The organism is Streptomyces misionensis (assembly GCF_007896895.1).
Lineage (GTDB): Bacteria > Actinomycetota > Actinomycetes > Streptomycetales > Streptomycetaceae > Streptomyces > Streptomyces misionensis_A.
Genome location: NZ_VOGW01000126.1, coordinates 1 through 16,169, shown reverse-complemented (window position 1 = coordinate 16,169; position 16,169 = coordinate 1). Strand labels below are relative to the sequence as shown.

15 protein-coding genes and 1 pseudogene are annotated in these 16,169 nt (G+C 74.6%); 7 read left to right on the top strand and 9 right to left on the bottom strand.

Annotation, left to right across the window (positions count from 1 at the left end; all coding sequences use genetic code 11):
• Window positions 1-63: 63 nt before the first annotated feature.
• Window positions 64-711, top strand: a complete 648-nt coding sequence (locus FRZ03_RS22005) for a class I SAM-dependent methyltransferase (RefSeq protein WP_146466874.1) — start codon at window positions 64-66, stop codon at window positions 709-711.
• 313 nt (window positions 712-1,024) lie between these two features.
• Here the strand turns inward: FRZ03_RS22005 and murQ are convergent, their stop codons facing one another.
• The gene (murQ, locus tag FRZ03_RS22000; RefSeq protein WP_146466873.1) at window positions 1,025-1,948 is read right to left on the bottom strand and encodes an N-acetylmuramic acid 6-phosphate etherase; all 924 of its coding nucleotides are present in this window, start codon (window positions 1,946-1,948) and stop codon (window positions 1,025-1,027) included.
• Window positions 1,949-2,008: 60 nt separating this feature from the next.
• Window positions 2,009-2,914, bottom strand: coding sequence for a MurR/RpiR family transcriptional regulator (locus tag FRZ03_RS21995; RefSeq protein WP_146466872.1), 906 nt, complete (start codon window positions 2,912-2,914; stop codon window positions 2,009-2,011).
• Between the two features lie 55 nt (window positions 2,915-2,969).
• Between FRZ03_RS21995 and FRZ03_RS21990 the strand changes: the two genes are divergently transcribed.
• Complete coding sequence (locus FRZ03_RS21990; RefSeq protein ID WP_146466871.1) at window positions 2,970-3,350, top strand: hypothetical protein; 381 nt, start codon at window positions 2,970-2,972, stop codon at window positions 3,348-3,350.
• 7 nt (window positions 3,351-3,357) lie between these two features.
• Window positions 3,358-3,636, top strand: a complete 279-nt coding sequence (locus FRZ03_RS21985; RefSeq protein ID WP_146466870.1) for a DUF4031 domain-containing protein — start codon at window positions 3,358-3,360, stop codon at window positions 3,634-3,636.
• A gap of 8 nt (window positions 3,637-3,644) precedes the next feature.
• Here FRZ03_RS21985 and FRZ03_RS21980 read toward each other — a convergent pair whose 3' ends face one another.
• Window positions 3,645-4,715: a GNAT family N-acetyltransferase gene (locus tag FRZ03_RS21980; RefSeq protein ID WP_261399292.1), complete on the bottom strand. Its 1,071-nt coding sequence runs from the start codon at window positions 4,713-4,715 to the stop codon at window positions 3,645-3,647.
• A gap of 26 nt (window positions 4,716-4,741) precedes the next feature.
• Window positions 4,742-5,386 carry an HD domain-containing protein gene (locus FRZ03_RS21975; RefSeq protein ID WP_146466869.1) on the bottom strand — a complete coding sequence of 215 codons (645 nt, stop codon included), beginning with the start codon at window positions 5,384-5,386 and terminating at the stop codon, window positions 4,742-4,744.
• 105 nt (window positions 5,387-5,491) lie between these two features.
• Here FRZ03_RS21975 and FRZ03_RS21970 point away from each other — a divergent pair, with 105 nt between their 5' ends.
• Window positions 5,492-6,160 (top strand): maleylpyruvate isomerase family mycothiol-dependent enzyme, encoded by a 669-nt coding sequence (locus FRZ03_RS21970; protein WP_146466868.1) that lies wholly within the window; start codon window positions 5,492-5,494, stop codon window positions 6,158-6,160.
• Between the two features lie 107 nt (window positions 6,161-6,267).
• On the top strand, window positions 6,268-6,966 hold the full coding sequence (locus tag FRZ03_RS21965) for a copper homeostasis protein CutC (protein WP_146466867.1): 699 nt from the start codon (window positions 6,268-6,270) through the stop codon (window positions 6,964-6,966).
• Window positions 6,967-7,068: 102 nt separating this feature from the next.
• Here FRZ03_RS21965 and FRZ03_RS21960 read toward each other — a convergent pair whose 3' ends face one another.
• From FRZ03_RS21960 to FRZ03_RS21950, 3 genes are all read right to left on the bottom strand, one after another.
• Window positions 7,069-8,253: an SPFH domain-containing protein gene (locus FRZ03_RS21960; protein WP_146466866.1), complete on the bottom strand. Its 1,185-nt coding sequence runs from the start codon at window positions 8,251-8,253 to the stop codon at window positions 7,069-7,071.
• Between the two features lie 13 nt (window positions 8,254-8,266).
• Window positions 8,267-8,518 carry a hypothetical protein gene (locus FRZ03_RS21955; RefSeq protein WP_146466865.1) on the bottom strand — a complete coding sequence of 84 codons (252 nt, stop codon included), beginning with the start codon at window positions 8,516-8,518 and terminating at the stop codon, window positions 8,267-8,269.
• A gap of 159 nt (window positions 8,519-8,677) precedes the next feature.
• On the bottom strand, window positions 8,678-10,729 hold the full coding sequence (locus FRZ03_RS21950; RefSeq protein WP_146466864.1) for a HelD family protein: 2,052 nt from the start codon (window positions 10,727-10,729) through the stop codon (window positions 8,678-8,680).
• Window positions 10,730-11,118: 389 nt separating this feature from the next.
• On the opposite strand from FRZ03_RS21950, the gene FRZ03_RS21945 reads away from it, so the two are divergent.
• Window positions 11,119-11,301, top strand: coding sequence for a hypothetical protein (locus FRZ03_RS21945; protein WP_146466863.1), 183 nt, complete (start codon window positions 11,119-11,121; stop codon window positions 11,299-11,301).
• Between the two features lie 24 nt (window positions 11,302-11,325).
• Here FRZ03_RS21945 and FRZ03_RS21940 read toward each other — a convergent pair whose 3' ends face one another.
• Window positions 11,326-12,975: a DNA repair helicase XPB gene (locus tag FRZ03_RS21940; protein WP_146466862.1), complete on the bottom strand. Its 1,650-nt coding sequence runs from the start codon at window positions 12,973-12,975 to the stop codon at window positions 11,326-11,328.
• 105 nt (window positions 12,976-13,080) lie between these two features.
• Window positions 13,081-15,699: a helicase C-terminal domain-containing protein gene (locus FRZ03_RS21935; protein WP_146466861.1), complete on the bottom strand. Its 2,619-nt coding sequence runs from the start codon at window positions 15,697-15,699 to the stop codon at window positions 13,081-13,083.
• Between the two features lie 110 nt (window positions 15,700-15,809).
• Between FRZ03_RS21935 and FRZ03_RS21930 the strand changes: the two are divergent.
• Window positions 15,810-16,169: pseudogene (locus FRZ03_RS21930) on the top strand (hypothetical protein); the annotation flags it as partial.

The following is a 16,169-nucleotide window of genomic DNA, read 5'->3' as shown; positions in this document are numbered from 1 at the left end:
AGTGTCCAGGACGTGGTCCTCACAGTGTCCAGGACGAGGGCCCGCCGTGGTGGACTGGGGGGCATGGCGACGGTGAGCGGGCGACTGGTCGAGGCGCTGGGGCGGTTGAACGACACCTACCCCTGGGATCACAACGCGCACTTCCACCCCTGGCTGCTGCGGCAGTTGCCGCGCCGCTTCGGGCGCGCCCTCGACGTGGGGTGCGGGGCCGGTGAGCTGGCGCGGGCGCTGGCCGGGCGGGCGGAGCGGGTGGCCGCGGTGGACGCCGATCCGGAGATCCTGGAGCGCGCGCGGGAGTCCGGCGGGGCGGCGGCCCATGTCGAGTACACCCTCGGCGCCGCCCCCGACGGGCTGCCGCCCGGGCCCTACGACGTCATCACCTGTGTCGCCGTGCTCCACCACCTCCCCTTCACCGAGGCCCTCACCCGGTTCCGGCAGGAGCTGGCCCCCGGCGGGACGCTGGTCGTCGTGGGGTGCGCCCGGGACGAGGACGTGCGGGGTGTGGCCTCCCTTGCCCTCAACCCGCTGTTCGGCCTGGTGAAGAACCGGGGGCGGGCGGTGGTCCGGCGGCCCGTGACCATGACCGCGCCCACCCGGGAGCCGGACATGACCTTCTCGGAGATCGCCGGACAGGCCCGTCGGCTGCTGCCCGGCGCCCGGCTGCGCCGGCGGCTCTTCTGGCGGTACACCCTTGTGTGGCAGGCCCCTTGAGGACCGCCGGCCCGGCGGGCCGAAGAGGTACGTCGCGAGGAGACCGACCGCGTAGCCGGTGAGCAGGCCGCCCGCGCAGACCGCCGCCGTCGGGCCCGGGCCCCGGTGGCCCGCGAGCAGCGGGAACAGGGCCCGGCCGGACGGGCCGGCGCCGCCCGCGGCCCCGCCCCGTCCACGGCGCCGGTGTCCGCGGGGGACAGCCGTCGCCGGGTCGTGCCGTGCGGGGCGGAGACGACGTGGGCGGGGCCGCCGGCACGGGCGAGGACGGCGGACGCGGTGGAGGCGGGGTCTGGGCGCGCCGCCGGGCGTGCGGTCAGCCGCTCGCGCGGGCGAGCGCGGCGCGCAGATGGCCGCCGGAGTCCTCCAGAAGGCGGGCGGCCGTCGGGCCGTCCACGTCGGCGAGCAGGGTGAGGATCGCGTTCTTGACCTCGCCGCCGGACTCGGTCAGGGCCCGCTCGATCTCCTCGTCGCCCGCGCCCGTGGCCAGCGCGACGATGCGGCGGGAGCGGGCCCGCAGCTTGGCGTTGGAGGCGCGGACGTCGACCATCAGGTTCCCGTAGGTCTTGCCGAGCCGGATCATCGTGATGGTCGACAGCATGTTCAGGACGAGTTTCTGCGCGGTGCCCGCCTTCAGCCGGGTGGAGCCGGTGATCAGCTCGGGGCCCACCACGACCTCGATGCCGTGCTCGGCGGCGGCCGCGAGCGGGCTGTGCTCGTTGCAGGCCAGTCCTACGGTCAGGGCGCCCTGGGCACGGGCGTGCTCGACGGCGCCGACGGCGTAGGGGGTGCGTCCGGAGGCGGAGACGCCCACCACGGTGTCGTCGGGGGTGAGCTTGAGCGCGTCGAGGTCGGCGCGGGCCAGCTCGGCGGAGTCCTCGGCGCCCTCGACGGAGCTGACCACCGCCCCGGGGCCGCCCGCGATCAGGCCGACGACCTGCGCCGGGTCGGTGTTGAAGGTGGGCGGGCACTCGGAGGCGTCCAGGATGCCGAGCCGTCCGGCGGTCCCGGCGCCGGCGTAGATCAGCCGGCCGCCGCGCGCCATCCGCTCGGCGACGGCGTCGATGGCGGCGGCGATGCGCGGCAGCCGGGCGGCGACGGCGGCGGGCACACCCGCGTCCTCGCCGTTCATCAGGCGGGCGATGTCGAGGGTGGGCAGGCGGTCGATGTCGGCCAGTTCGGGGCGGAAGGCCTCGGTGGTCAGCGAGGCCAGCTGGCTGCGCAGGTCATGGGAGGTCATGGGAGCGGCTCTCTCGGTCTCGGATGCCGGTTCGCGTGTGGTGTTCCCCCGTGCGGTCGCTCACCTGGAGGTGGAGCGGTGCCGGTGCGCCAGCGCCTCGTACGACGCGGCCAGCGCGGGCGCCGCCGTCTCGTACGTACGCTGGGCCACTCCCACGAACAGGCAGTCCACCACGAGCAGTTGGCTGGTCCGCGAGGACATCGCGGCCGGCCGCAGCTCGGTCTCCCGTGAGGTGGACGTGGTCAGCACGTGGTCGGCGTACTGGGTGACCGGTGAGTCGGGGCGGCCGGTGATCGCCACCGTCGTCGCCCCGTGCTCGAAGGCGGCCCGCAGCGGCTCGATGACGTCCCCCGTCGAGCCGGAGTGGGTGATCGCGATCGCCACGTCGCCCGAACGGAGCTGGACGGCGTTGGTGACCGCGAGGTGCGGATCGCTGTGCGCGTGCGCTATGAGCCCTATGCGCAGCAGCTTCTGGGTGAGGTCCTGGGCCACGAGCCCGGACGCCCCGATCCCGTACACATCGGTGCGGCGGGCGCCGGCGAGCGCGGCGACGGCCGCGCCGAGCTGGCCGGTGTCGAGCCCGGCCGCCGTGTCGGCGAGGGTCTGCTGCTCCTCGTACGCCAGCTTGGCGACGACGTCGGCGATCGGGTCGTCCACGGCGATGTCGGTGGTGATGGCGGGCGCGCGCCCGGACTGCTGCTGGGCGGCCAGGCCCGCGAGGGCCAGGCGCAGGTCCCGGTAGCCGGGGTAGCCGAGCAGGCGGGCGGTGCGGACGACCGTGGCCTCGCTGGTGCCGGTCAGTTCGGCGAGGCCGGTGACCGTGAGGGCGGCGCAGCCGGCCGGGTCGCTCGCGACGGCCTCGGCGACGCGCTGCATGGACCGGGTCATCGACGGAGCGAGGGTGCGCACCTTGGCGGCGAGCGAGCCCACCGGACTGCCGAAACTTTCCTTCACGTCCTGGGTCACCTCTGAAAGATATTTTCGGTTCGTGTCCGGGTCAAGAGTGCGCACAATGGGTTGCATGGAACCCATCAGTCCCCTTGAACAGGCCTTGCACGCGGCCCGCGCCCTGGTCCTCGCCGATCTGGTCGCCGGCCGGGTCGCGGAGGCCGACGTGGTCTCGCTGGTCGAGGACGCCGTGGCGCAGCGCCGCTGGTGGGTCGAGCAGTGGCCGGACGGCGTGCGCTATGTGGCCGGCCTGGTCGCGCAGGACGTGCAGGACGCGCTGCTGGAGCGGTACGGCCGCTGGCCGCTGTGCCCGGCCTGCGGCTCGGGCGACCCGCACGCGCTGGACGTGGAGCCCGAGCTGGGCCCCGACCCGCACTGGGTGTGCCACAAGGCGGGCGTGAAGGTCGCGGCGGTCGGCTCGCTCGCCGCGGCCTTCGGGACGCCGTCCCCGTGAGGCGCCCGTGACGGTGTACATCGACCCGCCCACCTGGCCGGGCCACGGGCGCCTGTGGTCGCACCTGGTGAGCGATGTGTCGTACGACGAACTGCGCCTGTTCGCCGACGGGCTGGGCGTGCCCCGGCGGGCCTTCGAGCGCGACCACTACGACCTCCCCGCGCACCGGTACGCCGACGCGGTGGCGGCCGGCGCGGTGGAGGTCAGCAGCCGCGAAGTGGTGCGGCTGCTGCGGGCGTCGGGGCTGCGGCGGCCCAAGGGGCTGGTGCGGCGCGGGATTTCGTAGCCGCGGGTTCAGGAGCGCAGCTCGTACGCCAGGAGCCGGTCGTCGATCGCGCCCACCGGCTCGAACCCGGCGCGGCCGAGGACCCCTTGGGAGGCGGTGTTGCTCTTCTGCGCCCGCGCGTACAGCGTCCGCACGTCGTCGCGGGCCAGCGCCCACGCGGACAGCGCGCGCAGCGCCTCCGTGGCGTACCCCTGGCCGCGGGCGGCCTCGGCGAGGTCGTAGCCGATCTCCACGCGCCCGTCCTCGTCCGGGACGCCGTGGAAGAGCAGGGCGCCGACCGCGCGGCCGTCCTCCTCCCGGACGGCGACGAAGGTGGTGAACTCGGGCCGGTGGACGCCCGCTTCGTACGCCTTCACCAGCAGTCCGGCCGCCTCGCGCGTCCCCTCGTAGGGCCCGCCCTCGATCCAGTCGAAGCCGCCGTCGCCGCCGAGGACGAGATCGCGGGCGTTGGCCGGTCGCAGCCCGGTGAGGACGAGGCGTTCGGTGGGCAGGACGAGGTTGTTGTACCAGCGCCACTCGGTGACCGGGTCCCGGCCGGGCAGCTCGCCGCGGCCGGTCGCCCACAGCAGCGTCGGCCAGGGCTCGGGGCCGGGCCGGACGTGCGGGAAGAGGGTGCCGAGCACGGCCTCGGCCAGTTCGGCGGGCGGCTCGTAGGAGAGGCCCAGGCCCTCGGCCATGTCATGGGTGTGCAGCAGGACCTCGGCGACGCCCATCGCGGCGAAGCCGTCGCGGTCGGCGCTGCGGAACGGGTAGGGGTGGAAGGCGCGGAGGCCGGGCGGCGCGGTCTGCACGGCGGCGGCGAGCAGCGCGCCGGTGGTCTCGACGACGTGCAGCAGGTCCGCGTTGCCGGTGTCCTCGTGCAGCGTCAGGTCGAACGGCAGGTACGCGTCCTGCGCGCGCCCGGCGAGATTGGCGGCGTACGCCACGAGGTCGTCCGCGACGTGCACGGCGGTGGTGTGGCAGTCCCACTCCAGTCGCCCGGCCCGGACGGCGCGCCAGTCCCGCCCCACCGCCTCCCGCAGTACGGCCGCACACCAGGCCACGGCCTCGGTCACCTGTTCCCCGCTCATCGCTCGCATGGGCGCACCCTAGGCGTGGGACGCCGTCACGGCGAGAGCATTTCCAGTTCGGCGGCGAGGTTGTAGCGGGCCGTGGCCTCCCAGTGCTCCCGGCCGTACGGCGTGTGGAACAGCCGTGGCAGGGCGAGGAGTTGACGCAGCACATCCGAACGCCCCTGGTGGAAGGCGTCGTTGGGGACGAAGTGGTACTCCTCGTGGACCTCGGCGGTGTAGACGGCGTACGCCGACGGGGGCGCGGCCAGGATCGCCAGGTCGGCGTCGCACAGCACCTGGCCGTCGCGGTCGTCGTCGGCCGGGTCGTGCGTGACGGTCAGCCGGACGAGCCGGGCCACCTCGGCGGTCTTCGCCGCCGGCACCCCCGCCTCCGGCAGGGCCCGCTCGGCCAGCCGCGCCGACCGCTCCTCGTTCTCCGAGCGCTCCGGCAGGTAGACGGCGTCGTGGAACCAGGCGGCCAGCCGTACCACGTCCGGATCGGCCGCGTACCGCGCCAGCGCGTCGACGTGGTCGAGGACCGCGGTGAGGTGCGCGAGCGTGTGGTAGCGGCGCTGGGGTTCCTGCCAGCGGGCGAGGAGGTTGTCGGCGTAGGGCGCGGGGTCCGGCCCGCCGCCCGGGGCGCGGGCTGCTTCCAGTGCGCGGGCGAAACGGGTGCGCAGGGCGTCGAGGTCGGCCATGGGCCCATTCTCGCGTCCGGGCCGTGCGGGCGGGCGGTGGCGGCCCAGGGTCTTTCGTCCGGATCGGCCCGGCCCGATCCGGAGGGGAGGCCCTAGCTTGGGCGCATGACTGATCTGTACGAAGGACGGGATCCCGAACTGCCCGGGCGGTTGCTGACGATCGAGCGGGACGCCCTGATACCGCTGCTGCGCGCCCGGCCCGCCGCCGACTTCGCCCTGCCGGTGCCCGCGTGTCCGGGCTGGACCGTGCGGGATGTGCTGGCCCACTGCTCCGCCGTGCTGAGCCGGGTGGTGGAGCGGCGGTTCGAGGAGGGGGTGTTCTCGCCCGAGGCCAACGACCGGGACATCGCCGAACGCGCCGACTGGACCGCCGGCCAGGTGGTGGACGAGCTGGAGCGCGGGATGACCGAGGCCGGCGCCGTGCTCGCGCGCGGGGACGGGCGCCTGGACGCCGTCGCGCTCGGCGAGTGGGTGCACGCGGGGGACGTGCGGGAGGTGTTCGGCGCGCCGGGCGCGTACGCGGGCGCGGGCCTGCCGTACGCCCTCGACCTGCTGGCCCGGTACACCCGCGTCCTCGGCCACGTCCCCCTCCACGCCGACCTGGACGAACTGGACGAGCCGCTGCGGCTGGGCGCCGCCGCCCCGGGCGCCCCGCCCGCGCGCTACATCGGCGACGCCCCCACCCTCGTGCGGCTGTACTCGGGCCGGTCGCTCGACGGCCGCGCGTACGAGCTGGCGGGCGCCACGGAGGCGGAGCTGAACGTGTTCGGCTGAGCGGCGGCCCGGCGCATTCCCGGTGGCGTACTGGCGCCTCCCCGTCGGCGTACTCTTAAATTGGACTAGACCTTTAGTCGGATCTTTGGCCGCGAGAATGGGGTGCCATGAGCAAGCGTGCAGTCTTGGAGGTGATCGCCCTCGACATCGAGGACGCGGTCGCCGCCCAGGCCGGGGGTGCGGATCGCCTGGAGCTGGTCACCGAGATGGCGGCGGACGGGCTCACCCCGTCCGCCGCCACCGTCGCCGGCATCCGCGCCGCCGTGGACATCGACCTGCGCGTGATGCTCCGCCTGGCGGACGGGTTCGCGGCCGGTGCGGTGGAGCGGCTGCTCCGGGTGGCGGACGAGCTGCGGGCGGCGGGCGCCGACCAGTTCGTGCTCGGTTTCCTCGACGCGGACGGAGGCGTGGACCTGGCCGCCGTGGAACGGGTCGTCACCGCGCTGGACGGCTGCCGGTGGACCTTCCACCGGGCCATCGACCGCGCCGCCGACCGCGACGCCCTGCGCAAGGCGCTCGCCGACCTGCCCGGTCTCGACACCTACCTCACCGCGGGCTCCGCCACCGGTGTCGACGAGGGCCTGCCCACCCTGCTCGCCGAGTCCGGCCGCCAGGGCGAACCCGGCTACGACCAGACCATCCTCGTGGGCGGCGGGCTGCGCCTGGACCACGTCCCGCCCCTGCTCGCCGCCGGACTCGACGCCTTCCACATCGGAGGCGCGGCCCGCCCCCAGGGCTGGCACGGACCGGTGTCCGAGGCGTCCGTCAAGGAGTGGCGCCGGGTGCTGGACAGCGCGGCCGACTAGGGCGGGGTACGGCGCGCGCCCTCGTACGACGCGGACCGCCCCGCCCCCGGCCGGGGAACCGGCACGGGAGCGGGGCGGTCGCGGTGGCGTGCCGGGCGTGCGTCAGTCGACGTCCACCGGGCCGTCGTCCGACTTCTTGTTCTTGCCCGAGTGCAGCTGGAGCAGGCCGTTGTTCCGGTTCTCCTCGGTGCGGTGGCCGTCGGACTCCTGGCCGCCGAGGTTCTGCCGGACCGAGTCCAGGATGGTCAGGCCCTGGGAGACCAGGCCGGCCGCGATCTCGCCGAGGCCGTCCGCGCCGTTCAGGACGTTGACGTTGGCGCCGGACAGACCGCCGGCCGCCTCCTTCACGATCTGCGGCAGCTGGTCGATCAGCATCCGGTCCAGCGCGACCCGGTCGTACGAGGCCGCCGCCTCCGCCTGGATCTTCATCCGCTGGGCCTCCGCCGCCGCGAGGATGCGCACCCGCTCGGCCTCCGCCTCGGCCGGCTTCACGACCTCCGCCACCAGCTGCTTCTGCCGCAGCAGGGCCTGACGCTCGGCCAGCTCGGTCTGCGCGTCGAGCACTTCCCGCTGCGCGTGCGCCTGCGCCAGCGGACCGGCCTGCGCCGCCTGCGCCTGCGCGCGGTCCACCTCGGCCGAGTACTCGGCCTTGACGACGGCGGTCTGCCGCGCGTACTCCGCCTGCCGGCGGGCCGCCTCCTGCTCCGCCTCCACCGCCGCCTGCGTGGCCTGCGCCTGCGCGATCTGCGCCTGGCGCTGGATGGCCGCCTTGTGCGGGGCGGACATCGCGTCGATGTAACCGGTGTCGCCGTCGTCGATCGACTGGATCTGGAGCGAGTCCACGATCAGGCCGATCTTGGCCATCTCGGTCTTGGAGGTGTCCAGCACCTCCGCGGCCAGCTTCTGCCGTTCGGTGACGATCTCCTCGACGGTCATCGAGCCGATGATCGCGCGCAGATGGCCGGCGAAGATCCGGCCGGTGAGCACCGACATCTGGTCCTGGTCGGAGAGGAAGCGCTGGCCCGCGTTGATGATGCTCTCGTGATCGTTGCCCACCTTGAAGGCGATGACCGCGCGCACGTGCAGGGCGATGCCCTGCTTGGTCACACAGGTCTCGGTGACCTCCGACTCGCACATCGCGAGGGAGAGGAAGCGGGTCTTGCGGAAGAACGGGACCACGAATTTGCCGTGGCCTGTCACCACTCGGAACGGCGCGCCCCCCAGTCCCCGTCGCCCGCCCGAGATCAGCATCGCCTCGTCGGGCGCGGGTACGCGGTATCCGAACATTTTCTCGTACTCCTCAGCAGGCGTCGGCGGCGCCGCCGCCGAGCGCGTCCAATGGATCGGCCCACTCGATGACGCCGACCGCGCGAGAACCCCGTGATTCGATCACGAGCACCGTCGCGCCCGGCGGCAGGGGATCCTCCGACCAGGCGAGGAACGTCTCGGAACCGCCCCGGACCCGGACCAGGATCTCGCCCGGTCCCGCGGAGCCACGCGTTCCGATGAGGACCTTCCCCGTGCAGCCGATCACGGCCTCGTCCTGCGGCATCACCGGCCGTCCTCCCTCGCCCTGGCCTCAGGATTCCGACGATAGCCCCAGTCGGGCCGGGGACCAACGGCTGGGAGGGAACAGCCGTGTACCGGTCCAGGGTCTTTCGTTTGGAGCAGGCCGGACCCCGCGAGCCCGGCCTGCTCCGAACGAGAGGTCCTAGGCCAGCTGCTCGGGGAGCGGTGCCGCGTGGGTCACGACGAGGCCGGAGACGGCTCGGGTGAGGGCCACGTACAGGCGTCGCAGCCCGGTGTGCTCGTCCGGTTCGCCGTCCACCACCGCCCGCGGCTCGTCCAGCACCACGTAGTCGTACTCCAGGCCCTTGGCGAGCGAGGCCGGCACCAGGGTCAGCCGGGTCTCGCGGGTGGTCTCCTCGCCCGGCGCCAGGTATCCGAGGCCCGCCGCGGTCAGCGCCTCGGCCAGCGCCGGGACGCGGGCGTCGGCGGCGATCAGGCCCGTCGAGCCCTCGTTGCCCAGCAACTCCTCGCAGGCCGCGACGACTTGCTCCGTGGAGTTGATCGGGCGGACCTCGAAGAAGCCCGGGTTCTCGCGGACGGAGGCGACCGGGGTCAGACCGGGCGCGATGTGGGGGAGCAACCGGGAGGCGTAGGTGATGACGTCCGTCGGCACACGGAAACCGGCCGTCAACTCCTCGATGACGCCGTCGGGTTTGCCCAGGTGGCCCAGTGCCTCGTGCCAACTCCGCGTCGCCCAGGGCGTCGTGCCCTGCGCCAGGTCGCCCAGCACGGTCGCGCTGCCCGTGGTGCAGCGGCGGCCCACCGCGCGGTACTGCATCGGGGACAGGTCCTGCGCCTCGTCCAGGACCACGTGCCCGAGCGAGTGCGTGCGCTGGATCAGGTCGGCCGCCTCGTCGATCAGCACCGCGTCCGCGGCGGACCACTTGGCCGACTTCACGCTGCGCGCGGGCCTGGCCCACAGGATCGTCTTCTGCTCGTCCTCGTCCAGGAGGCCCGCGGCGTGCTCGGCGAGGAACTCCGGCTCGCAGAGCAGCCGCAGCACCAGCTTCGCCGGGTCGACGGCCGGCCAGACCGCCTTCACGGCCGCCTTCACCGCGCTGTTGCGCGCCACCGCGTCCTGCACCCGGTCGTCCGGCGCCTCGCCGGCCCGTTCCATCTGCACCAGCACCGCGTGCGCGATCCGCTGCGGCAGCGCCTCGCGGGCGGCGCCGTACCGGATGTCCCGGTCCAGCAGCTGCCGTACCAGCTCCTCCAGCTCGTACGCCGGGACCCGCCAGCGCCGCGACCCGCGCACGACCACCACCGGCTCGGTCGGCAGGGTGACGTACGAGTACAGGGCCCGGCGCAGCACCTCGGCCATCCGGGCGTCGCCCTTGATCACCGCGGCGGCCGCCTCGTCGGTGCCGCGCACCTCCACCTGCGCCACCAGGTCGTCCACGGTGGCCTGCTGCACGGACAGCTCGCCGAGGGCCGGCAGCACCTGCTCGATGTAGTGCAGGAACGACTTGTTGGGGCCGATGACCAGGGTGCCGGTGCGGGCGAGGCGCTCCCGGTGCGCGTACAGCAGGTACGCCACGCGGTGCAGGCCGACGGCGGTCTTCCCGGTGCCGGGACCGCCCTGGACGCAGACCGTGCCGCCGAGCCCGCTGCGGACGATCTCGTCCTGCTCCGGCTGGATGGTGGCGACGATGTCCCGCATCGGGCCGACGCGCGGGCGCTCGATCTCCTGCTGGAGCAGTTTGCTGGTGGTGGCCGCCTCGTCCGGGTCGGACAGCCGCTCGTCCTCGTACGCGGTCAGCTCGCCGCCGGTGTAGCCGAAGCGGCGGCGCAGCCCGATGTCCATCGGGTCCTTCTTCGAGGCCCGGTAGAACGGCTGGGAGACCGGGGCACGCCAGTCGATGACCATGGGGTCGCCGTCCGCGTCGTGCACATGCCGCCGCCCGATGTAGAACTGCTCGCCCTGCGCGCCCTCGGCCTGTTCCGCGCCCGGCGCGTGCAGGTAGTCGAGCCGGCCGAAGAACAGCGGGGTGTCGCTGAGGTCGGCCAGCGCCTTGATGCGGTCGTCGATCTGGCGGCTGAGCACTTCGGCGTTGACCCAGTTGGCGGTGACGTCCCGGATGTCCAGCGCCTCCACGTCCTCCCGCATGGCGCGCAGGGCGGCACGGGAGTCGGCGAGGTGCGAGCGTTCCCGGGAGAGGGGGTCGGTGGCCGGGTCGTGGGCGGACGTGGACAAGGGGGTGCCTCCGGTGGGCCTGCTGCGGGCGGTACGACGGTGACGGTGCCGTGCGGGACGACGTGCCGTCCGGTTTCCGGCCGGGCGGCGGCACTCCGCGGAGGGGAGGCGGGCAAGGGGGAGGATTTTAGTGAGGCGACAAGGCGAACGCCAATGGATATTCGGCGGCCGCTCCGGTCGGCCCGCGGGCCGCGGCGGACGACGCCGGCCTGGGCCGGTGCGTCTCACGCGTGCCGACCAGCCGGCGGCGGACGCCGCCGACGCGCTCCCTAGGGGGATGAGGCGGCCCGGAGTAGGGGTGGGGTCCACCCGTGGGCGTAGCGGGCGGCCCGGGAAATCGGACCCCTGGGCCGATACCTGCGCGGGGCGCGCGGTGCCACCAGGGAGGCATGGGCGCAGCGACGGTTTCCCCCGCCCCAGCCCGGCCCCCGCGCGGGGCCACGGCCGTGGACGGCGCCCCGCGTCATCTCCTCGGCAGCGCCCTGCGCGCCCTGAAGGTGTTCGCGGAGGCGGCGTTCGGCGTGGTCGTCCTCGGCGAGTACGGCGAGGAGGCGGGCGTACGCCGGGCGTGACGGCGCCCGCCCCCCCCGGGCCGGTCAGCCCTCCGTCTCCGACAGGAGTTCGTCCGCGTCCACGATGCGGTAGGCGTAGCCCTGCTCGGCCAGGAAGCGCTGGCGGTGGGCGGCGAAGTCCTGGTCGATGGTGTCGCGGGCGACGACCGAGTAGAAGTGCGCCTGGTGGCCGTCGGCCTTGGGCCGCAGCACCCGGCCGAGCCGCTGGGCCTCCTCCTGGCGGGAGCCGAACGTGCCGGACACCTGGATGGCGACCGTGGCCTCGGGCAGGTCGATCGAGAAGTTGGCGACCTTGGACACCACCAGCACGTTGATCTCGCCCTCACGGAAGGCGTCGAAGAGCTTCTCGCGCTGGGCGTTGGAGGTCTCGCCCTTGATGACCGGGGCGTCCAAGTGCTCGCCCAGCTCGTCGAGTTGGTCGATGTACTGGCCGATGACGAGGATCTGCTGGCCCGCGAACCGGCGGACGATCGCCTCCGTGACCTTCCGCTTGGTGTCCGTGGTGGCGCAGAAGCGGTACTTCTCCTCCGTCTCGGCCGTGGCGTACGCCAGCCGCTCGGACTCCGTCAGGTTCACCCGGACCTCGACGCAGTCGGCGGGCGCGATGTAGCCCTGGGCCTCGATCTCCTTCCAGGGCGCGTCGAACCGCTTGGGCCCGATCAGGGAGAACACGTCCGACTCACGGCCGTCCTCGCGCACCAGCGTGGCGGTCAGCCCCAGCCGCCGCCGTGCCTGGAGATCGGCGGTGAACTTGAAGACGGGAGCCGGCAGCAGATGCACCTCGTCGTAGACGATCAGACCCCAGTCCCGCGAGTCGAACAGCTCCAGGTGCGGATAGACGCCCTTCCGCCGGGTGGTCAGCACCTGGTAGGTGGCGATGGTGACCGGGCGGATCTCCTTCCGCGTGCCGCTGTACTCGCCGATCTCGTCCTCGGTCAGCGACGTCCGCTTCACCAGCTCGTGCTTCCACTGCCGGGCGGAGACCGTGTTGGTGACCAGGATGAGGGTGGTCGACTTCGCCTCGGCCATGGAGGCGGCGCCCACCAGCGTCTTGCCCGCGCCACAGGGCAGTACGACGACACCGCTGCCGCCGTGCCAGAAGTTCTCCACGGCCTGCTTCTGGTAAGGCCGCAGCGCCCAGCCGTCCTCGGCCAGCTCGATGGGATGCGCCTCGCCGTCCACGTAACCGGCGAGGTCCTCGGCCGGCCAGCCGAGCTTCAGCAGGGTCTGCTTGATCTGCCCGCGCTCGGAGGGATGGACCACCACGGTGTCGGGGTCGATCCGGGCGCCGACCAGCGGGGTGATCCGCTTGGACTTCAGCACCTCTTCGAGCACCGGCCGGTCGGTGGTCGTCAGGACCAGTCCGTGCGCGGGGTGCTTGGACAGGGTGAGGCGGCCGTAGCGGTCCATCGTCTCGGCGATGTCCACCAGCAGCGCGTGCGGCACCGGGTAGCGGCTGTACTGCACCAGCGCGTCCACGACCTGCTCCGCGTCGTGCCCCGCGGCCCGCGCGTTCCACAGGCCGAGCGGCGTCACCCGGTAGGTGTGGATGTGCTCGGGGGCCCGCTCCAGCTCGGCGAACGGCGCGATGGCCCGGCGGCAGTCGTCGGCCCGCTCGTGGTCGACTTCCAGGAGCAGGGTCTTGTCGGACTGGACGATCAGTGGACCATTCACGCGCGGTACACCCTTTCCACTACGGCCTCCACTACGGCCAAACGTCCAGTGTGCCCCATCCGGCGGCGATCGCGGAGGGCCGCGGACCGCCACGGGGGTCCCCGCTCACTCCCCGGCGAGCTCGGCGACCCCGGTGATGCGGTGCAGCGGGTAGGTGCGCACCTCGTCGGCCGTGTGGTCGTACGCCGTCACGAAGCCGCCCTCCACCCGGACCGGGGCGATGACGCGCTGGCTGGCGGCGCCCTCGGCGTTGACGTAGCCGATCCACAGGGACTCGCCGGTGAGCACCGCGGCCTGCACGGTGGCGAGGGTCTCGGCGGAGGAGGTGCGGGGCGGCTCGCCGCCCGCCGGGCCGGCCCCGGCGGACTTGCGGGGGGCCGTGGCGGCCAGGTCGCCGGCCCGGATGGCCCGGATCGCGGCCGTGAGCAGGGTGGCGTCGGGTGTCGGCGGCCCCTCCGGCACCGGTTCCGGCGCGGTGCGGGGCGGGGTGCGGTGGGCGTGCGCGCGGGTGATCAGGACATCGCCCTCGGCGGACTCGGCGGCGGGCGCGAAGCCCATCGCGCGCAGGCCCTCCAGCAGGGCGGCCGGGTCGGTCTGCGCGGCCAGCACGGTCGGGGCGAGGCGGCGCAGCCGCAGGGCGGCGGCGCGCTTGTCGGCGAGGATCTCGTTGAGCAGGGCGTCGTCGTCGCAGCGGACGTACGCCGAGGCGGCGCCGACCCGCAGATGGCCGTGCCTGCGGGCCACGTCGTCGATCAGGTAGGCGAGCGGTTGCGGGACCGGGGTGCGCGAGTGCCGGGTGAGGAAGTCGTGCAGGTCGGCGGCGGTCCGCCCGGCGTCCAGCGCGCGCCGTACCGACCCCGGGGTGAACCGGTACACGGTGGCGCCGCCCTTGGACTCCACATCCGCGAGCACCCCGAGCGTCTCGGCGAGCGGCCGCTCCAGCGGGCCCGGCGCCACCGCGGTCAGATCGGCCTGGAGCAGCACGTGGTCCAGGGGCTCGGGCAGCAGTGGCGCGAGAATCCGGGCCGCGGCGGCGGCCGCGGTGGCCTGCTCGGTGGCGGAGAGCGGGGCCGGCGGGGTGAGCTGCGGCATCGTCCGGTGGTGGACGGGGAGCTTGTCCCCGGGGCCGCTGGGCTCGCCCGCCCCGGCGGGGCCGCCGCCGTCCCCCGCTCCGGCCGGGGCGCCCGCGTCGGCCGGACCGGCGGTGCCGCCCGGGGCCGGTGCCCCCAGCAGGGCCCGGCCGTGGGCGGACAGGGCGCCCCGGCCCGTCACGCCCAGCAGTTCCGCCTCCGCGAGGGTCCAGCGGGCGAGGCGGGCGCGCAGGTCCTCGGTGCCGCCCTCCTTGCCGGTCCGGGCGCCGGACGCGGCGCCGCGCAGGGGGCGCTCCCAGCGCAGCCGGGCGAGGACCGTGTCGGGGTCGGGGGCGGCGCCCGCGGGAAGCGCGGCCAGCAGGGCCAGCACCCGGTGCCGCACCTCGGGCGCGGCCGAGCGGTCCAGGCCCGGGCCGAGCGCGGAGAGCGTCCGGTCCTTCGCGTCCCGGCCGCCGACCAGACCGGACGTCCGGGTGCCGGTCAGCCAGGCCTGGGCGAGCCGGGCCCAGCGCTCGGCCGGGGGCCGCTGAAGCCACTCGTCGTAGAAGGGGGTGGCGGCGTAGCGTTCGTCGGCCTCGCCGTCGGAGGCCAGCAGGCCCGCCGCGTAGGCGAGTTCGACCCAGAAGGCGGCGACCGGCTCGGGCGCGTCCAGGGCGATGGCGGTCCGCTTCAGATCGCGCACGCTCAGGCCACCGGCCCGCAGCACCGCGGGCCCGCCCTCGTTCCAGTCCGTCAGCAGCTCCTCGACGGTGGCGAGGGCGGTGTGGGCCTGCCCGGCGGCCGTCGCGTCCACAACCTGTGGACGGTGGGTGGCGGCCGGCTCCACCGCCGGCGGCAGCGGCTCGGGCTCCCGGTGGGCGCGGCCCGCGCGCAGATGCAGGGCCACCTCGCGGGGCAGTACGACGGTGCCCGGAGCGGTCGGCAGCAGCAGCCCCCGGTCCAGCAGCCAGCGCAGATGCGCGGCCGGTTCCGGGGTCACCTGCCCGTACGGCGGCCCCCACACCAGCCGGGACAGCACCTCCCGGGAGGCGTCCGGGGCCCCGGCGAGCAGCCGGGCCATCTTCTTCCGGTCGGCGAACAGGGCGGTCAGCGCGGCCACCGCCGACACCGAGTCGTGCGTCGAGGCCAGCCCGGCCGTGGTCACGATCTCCTGGATCCGCCCCGGTGACATGCCCGAGGTGGCCTCCGAGACGGTGGGCCCGAGACCGGTCGGCGAGGGGTGCTGCGCGGAGGGCGCGAGCAGTTCGCGGGCGGTGCGCACCAGGCGCAGCCGATCGTCGTCGCCCCACACCAGTGCCTGTTCGCGCAGCGTGCCGAGGGCACGGGGGAGCGCGGCGGTCACCGCCTCGTCCCCGGCGTCCCCGGCCATCAGCCCGAGCAGGGTGGCGTACGGGGCCGGGTCCGGGGCCACGGCCAGCGCCTCCGCGGTCTGCAGGGCGAACCGGTCCAGCCGCTCCAGGGCCCGCAGCACCGAGGCCCGGGTGCCGGCCCGGGTGGCCAGCTGGGTCAGATCGGTGGGGACCGGCGTGATGAGGTCCGGGCGGCTGCGCAGCAGCGCGGCCAGGGAGGCGTCGTCCCTGGCGCGGAGGGCCTCCGCGAGGGACCGAGGGGCTGGGTTGGCCTCTTGGCTCATCCGGCCAACGGTAGCGGGTTGTCCTCGGCGGTTCAGCCGTGGCGGGGGCGGCCCGGCTCTGCGCTACCGTCCTCACGGGAGTTCAGTCGGCGTCTCCCCGGAGGGATTCCGTGGGCATCGAAAGCGACAAGGTCGTCTACGAGTACCTGAGCCGCGTCGGGGATGTCGCGCAGCAGCGGCAGCTGCCGTCGTCCGCCCGGATGCGGCTGGTGTCGGAGCTGCGCAACGAGATCGACCGCGACCGGGCCAGGGCCGCGGTGGACAGTCCCGCCGCCGTCCGCCGCATCCTGGACCGGCTGGGCACCCCGGACGAGGTGGTCGAGGCCGCGGGCGGTTCCGCGCGCACCGGCACCGCCGGGCCGCCCGCCGCCGTACCGGTCCAGCCCGCGGCCCACGAGCGGGCGCCGCGCCCGGCCGCGGCCGCGGAGCAGCTCCCGAAGCTGCTGCGCCGGGTCGTGCCCCGGCCCCGG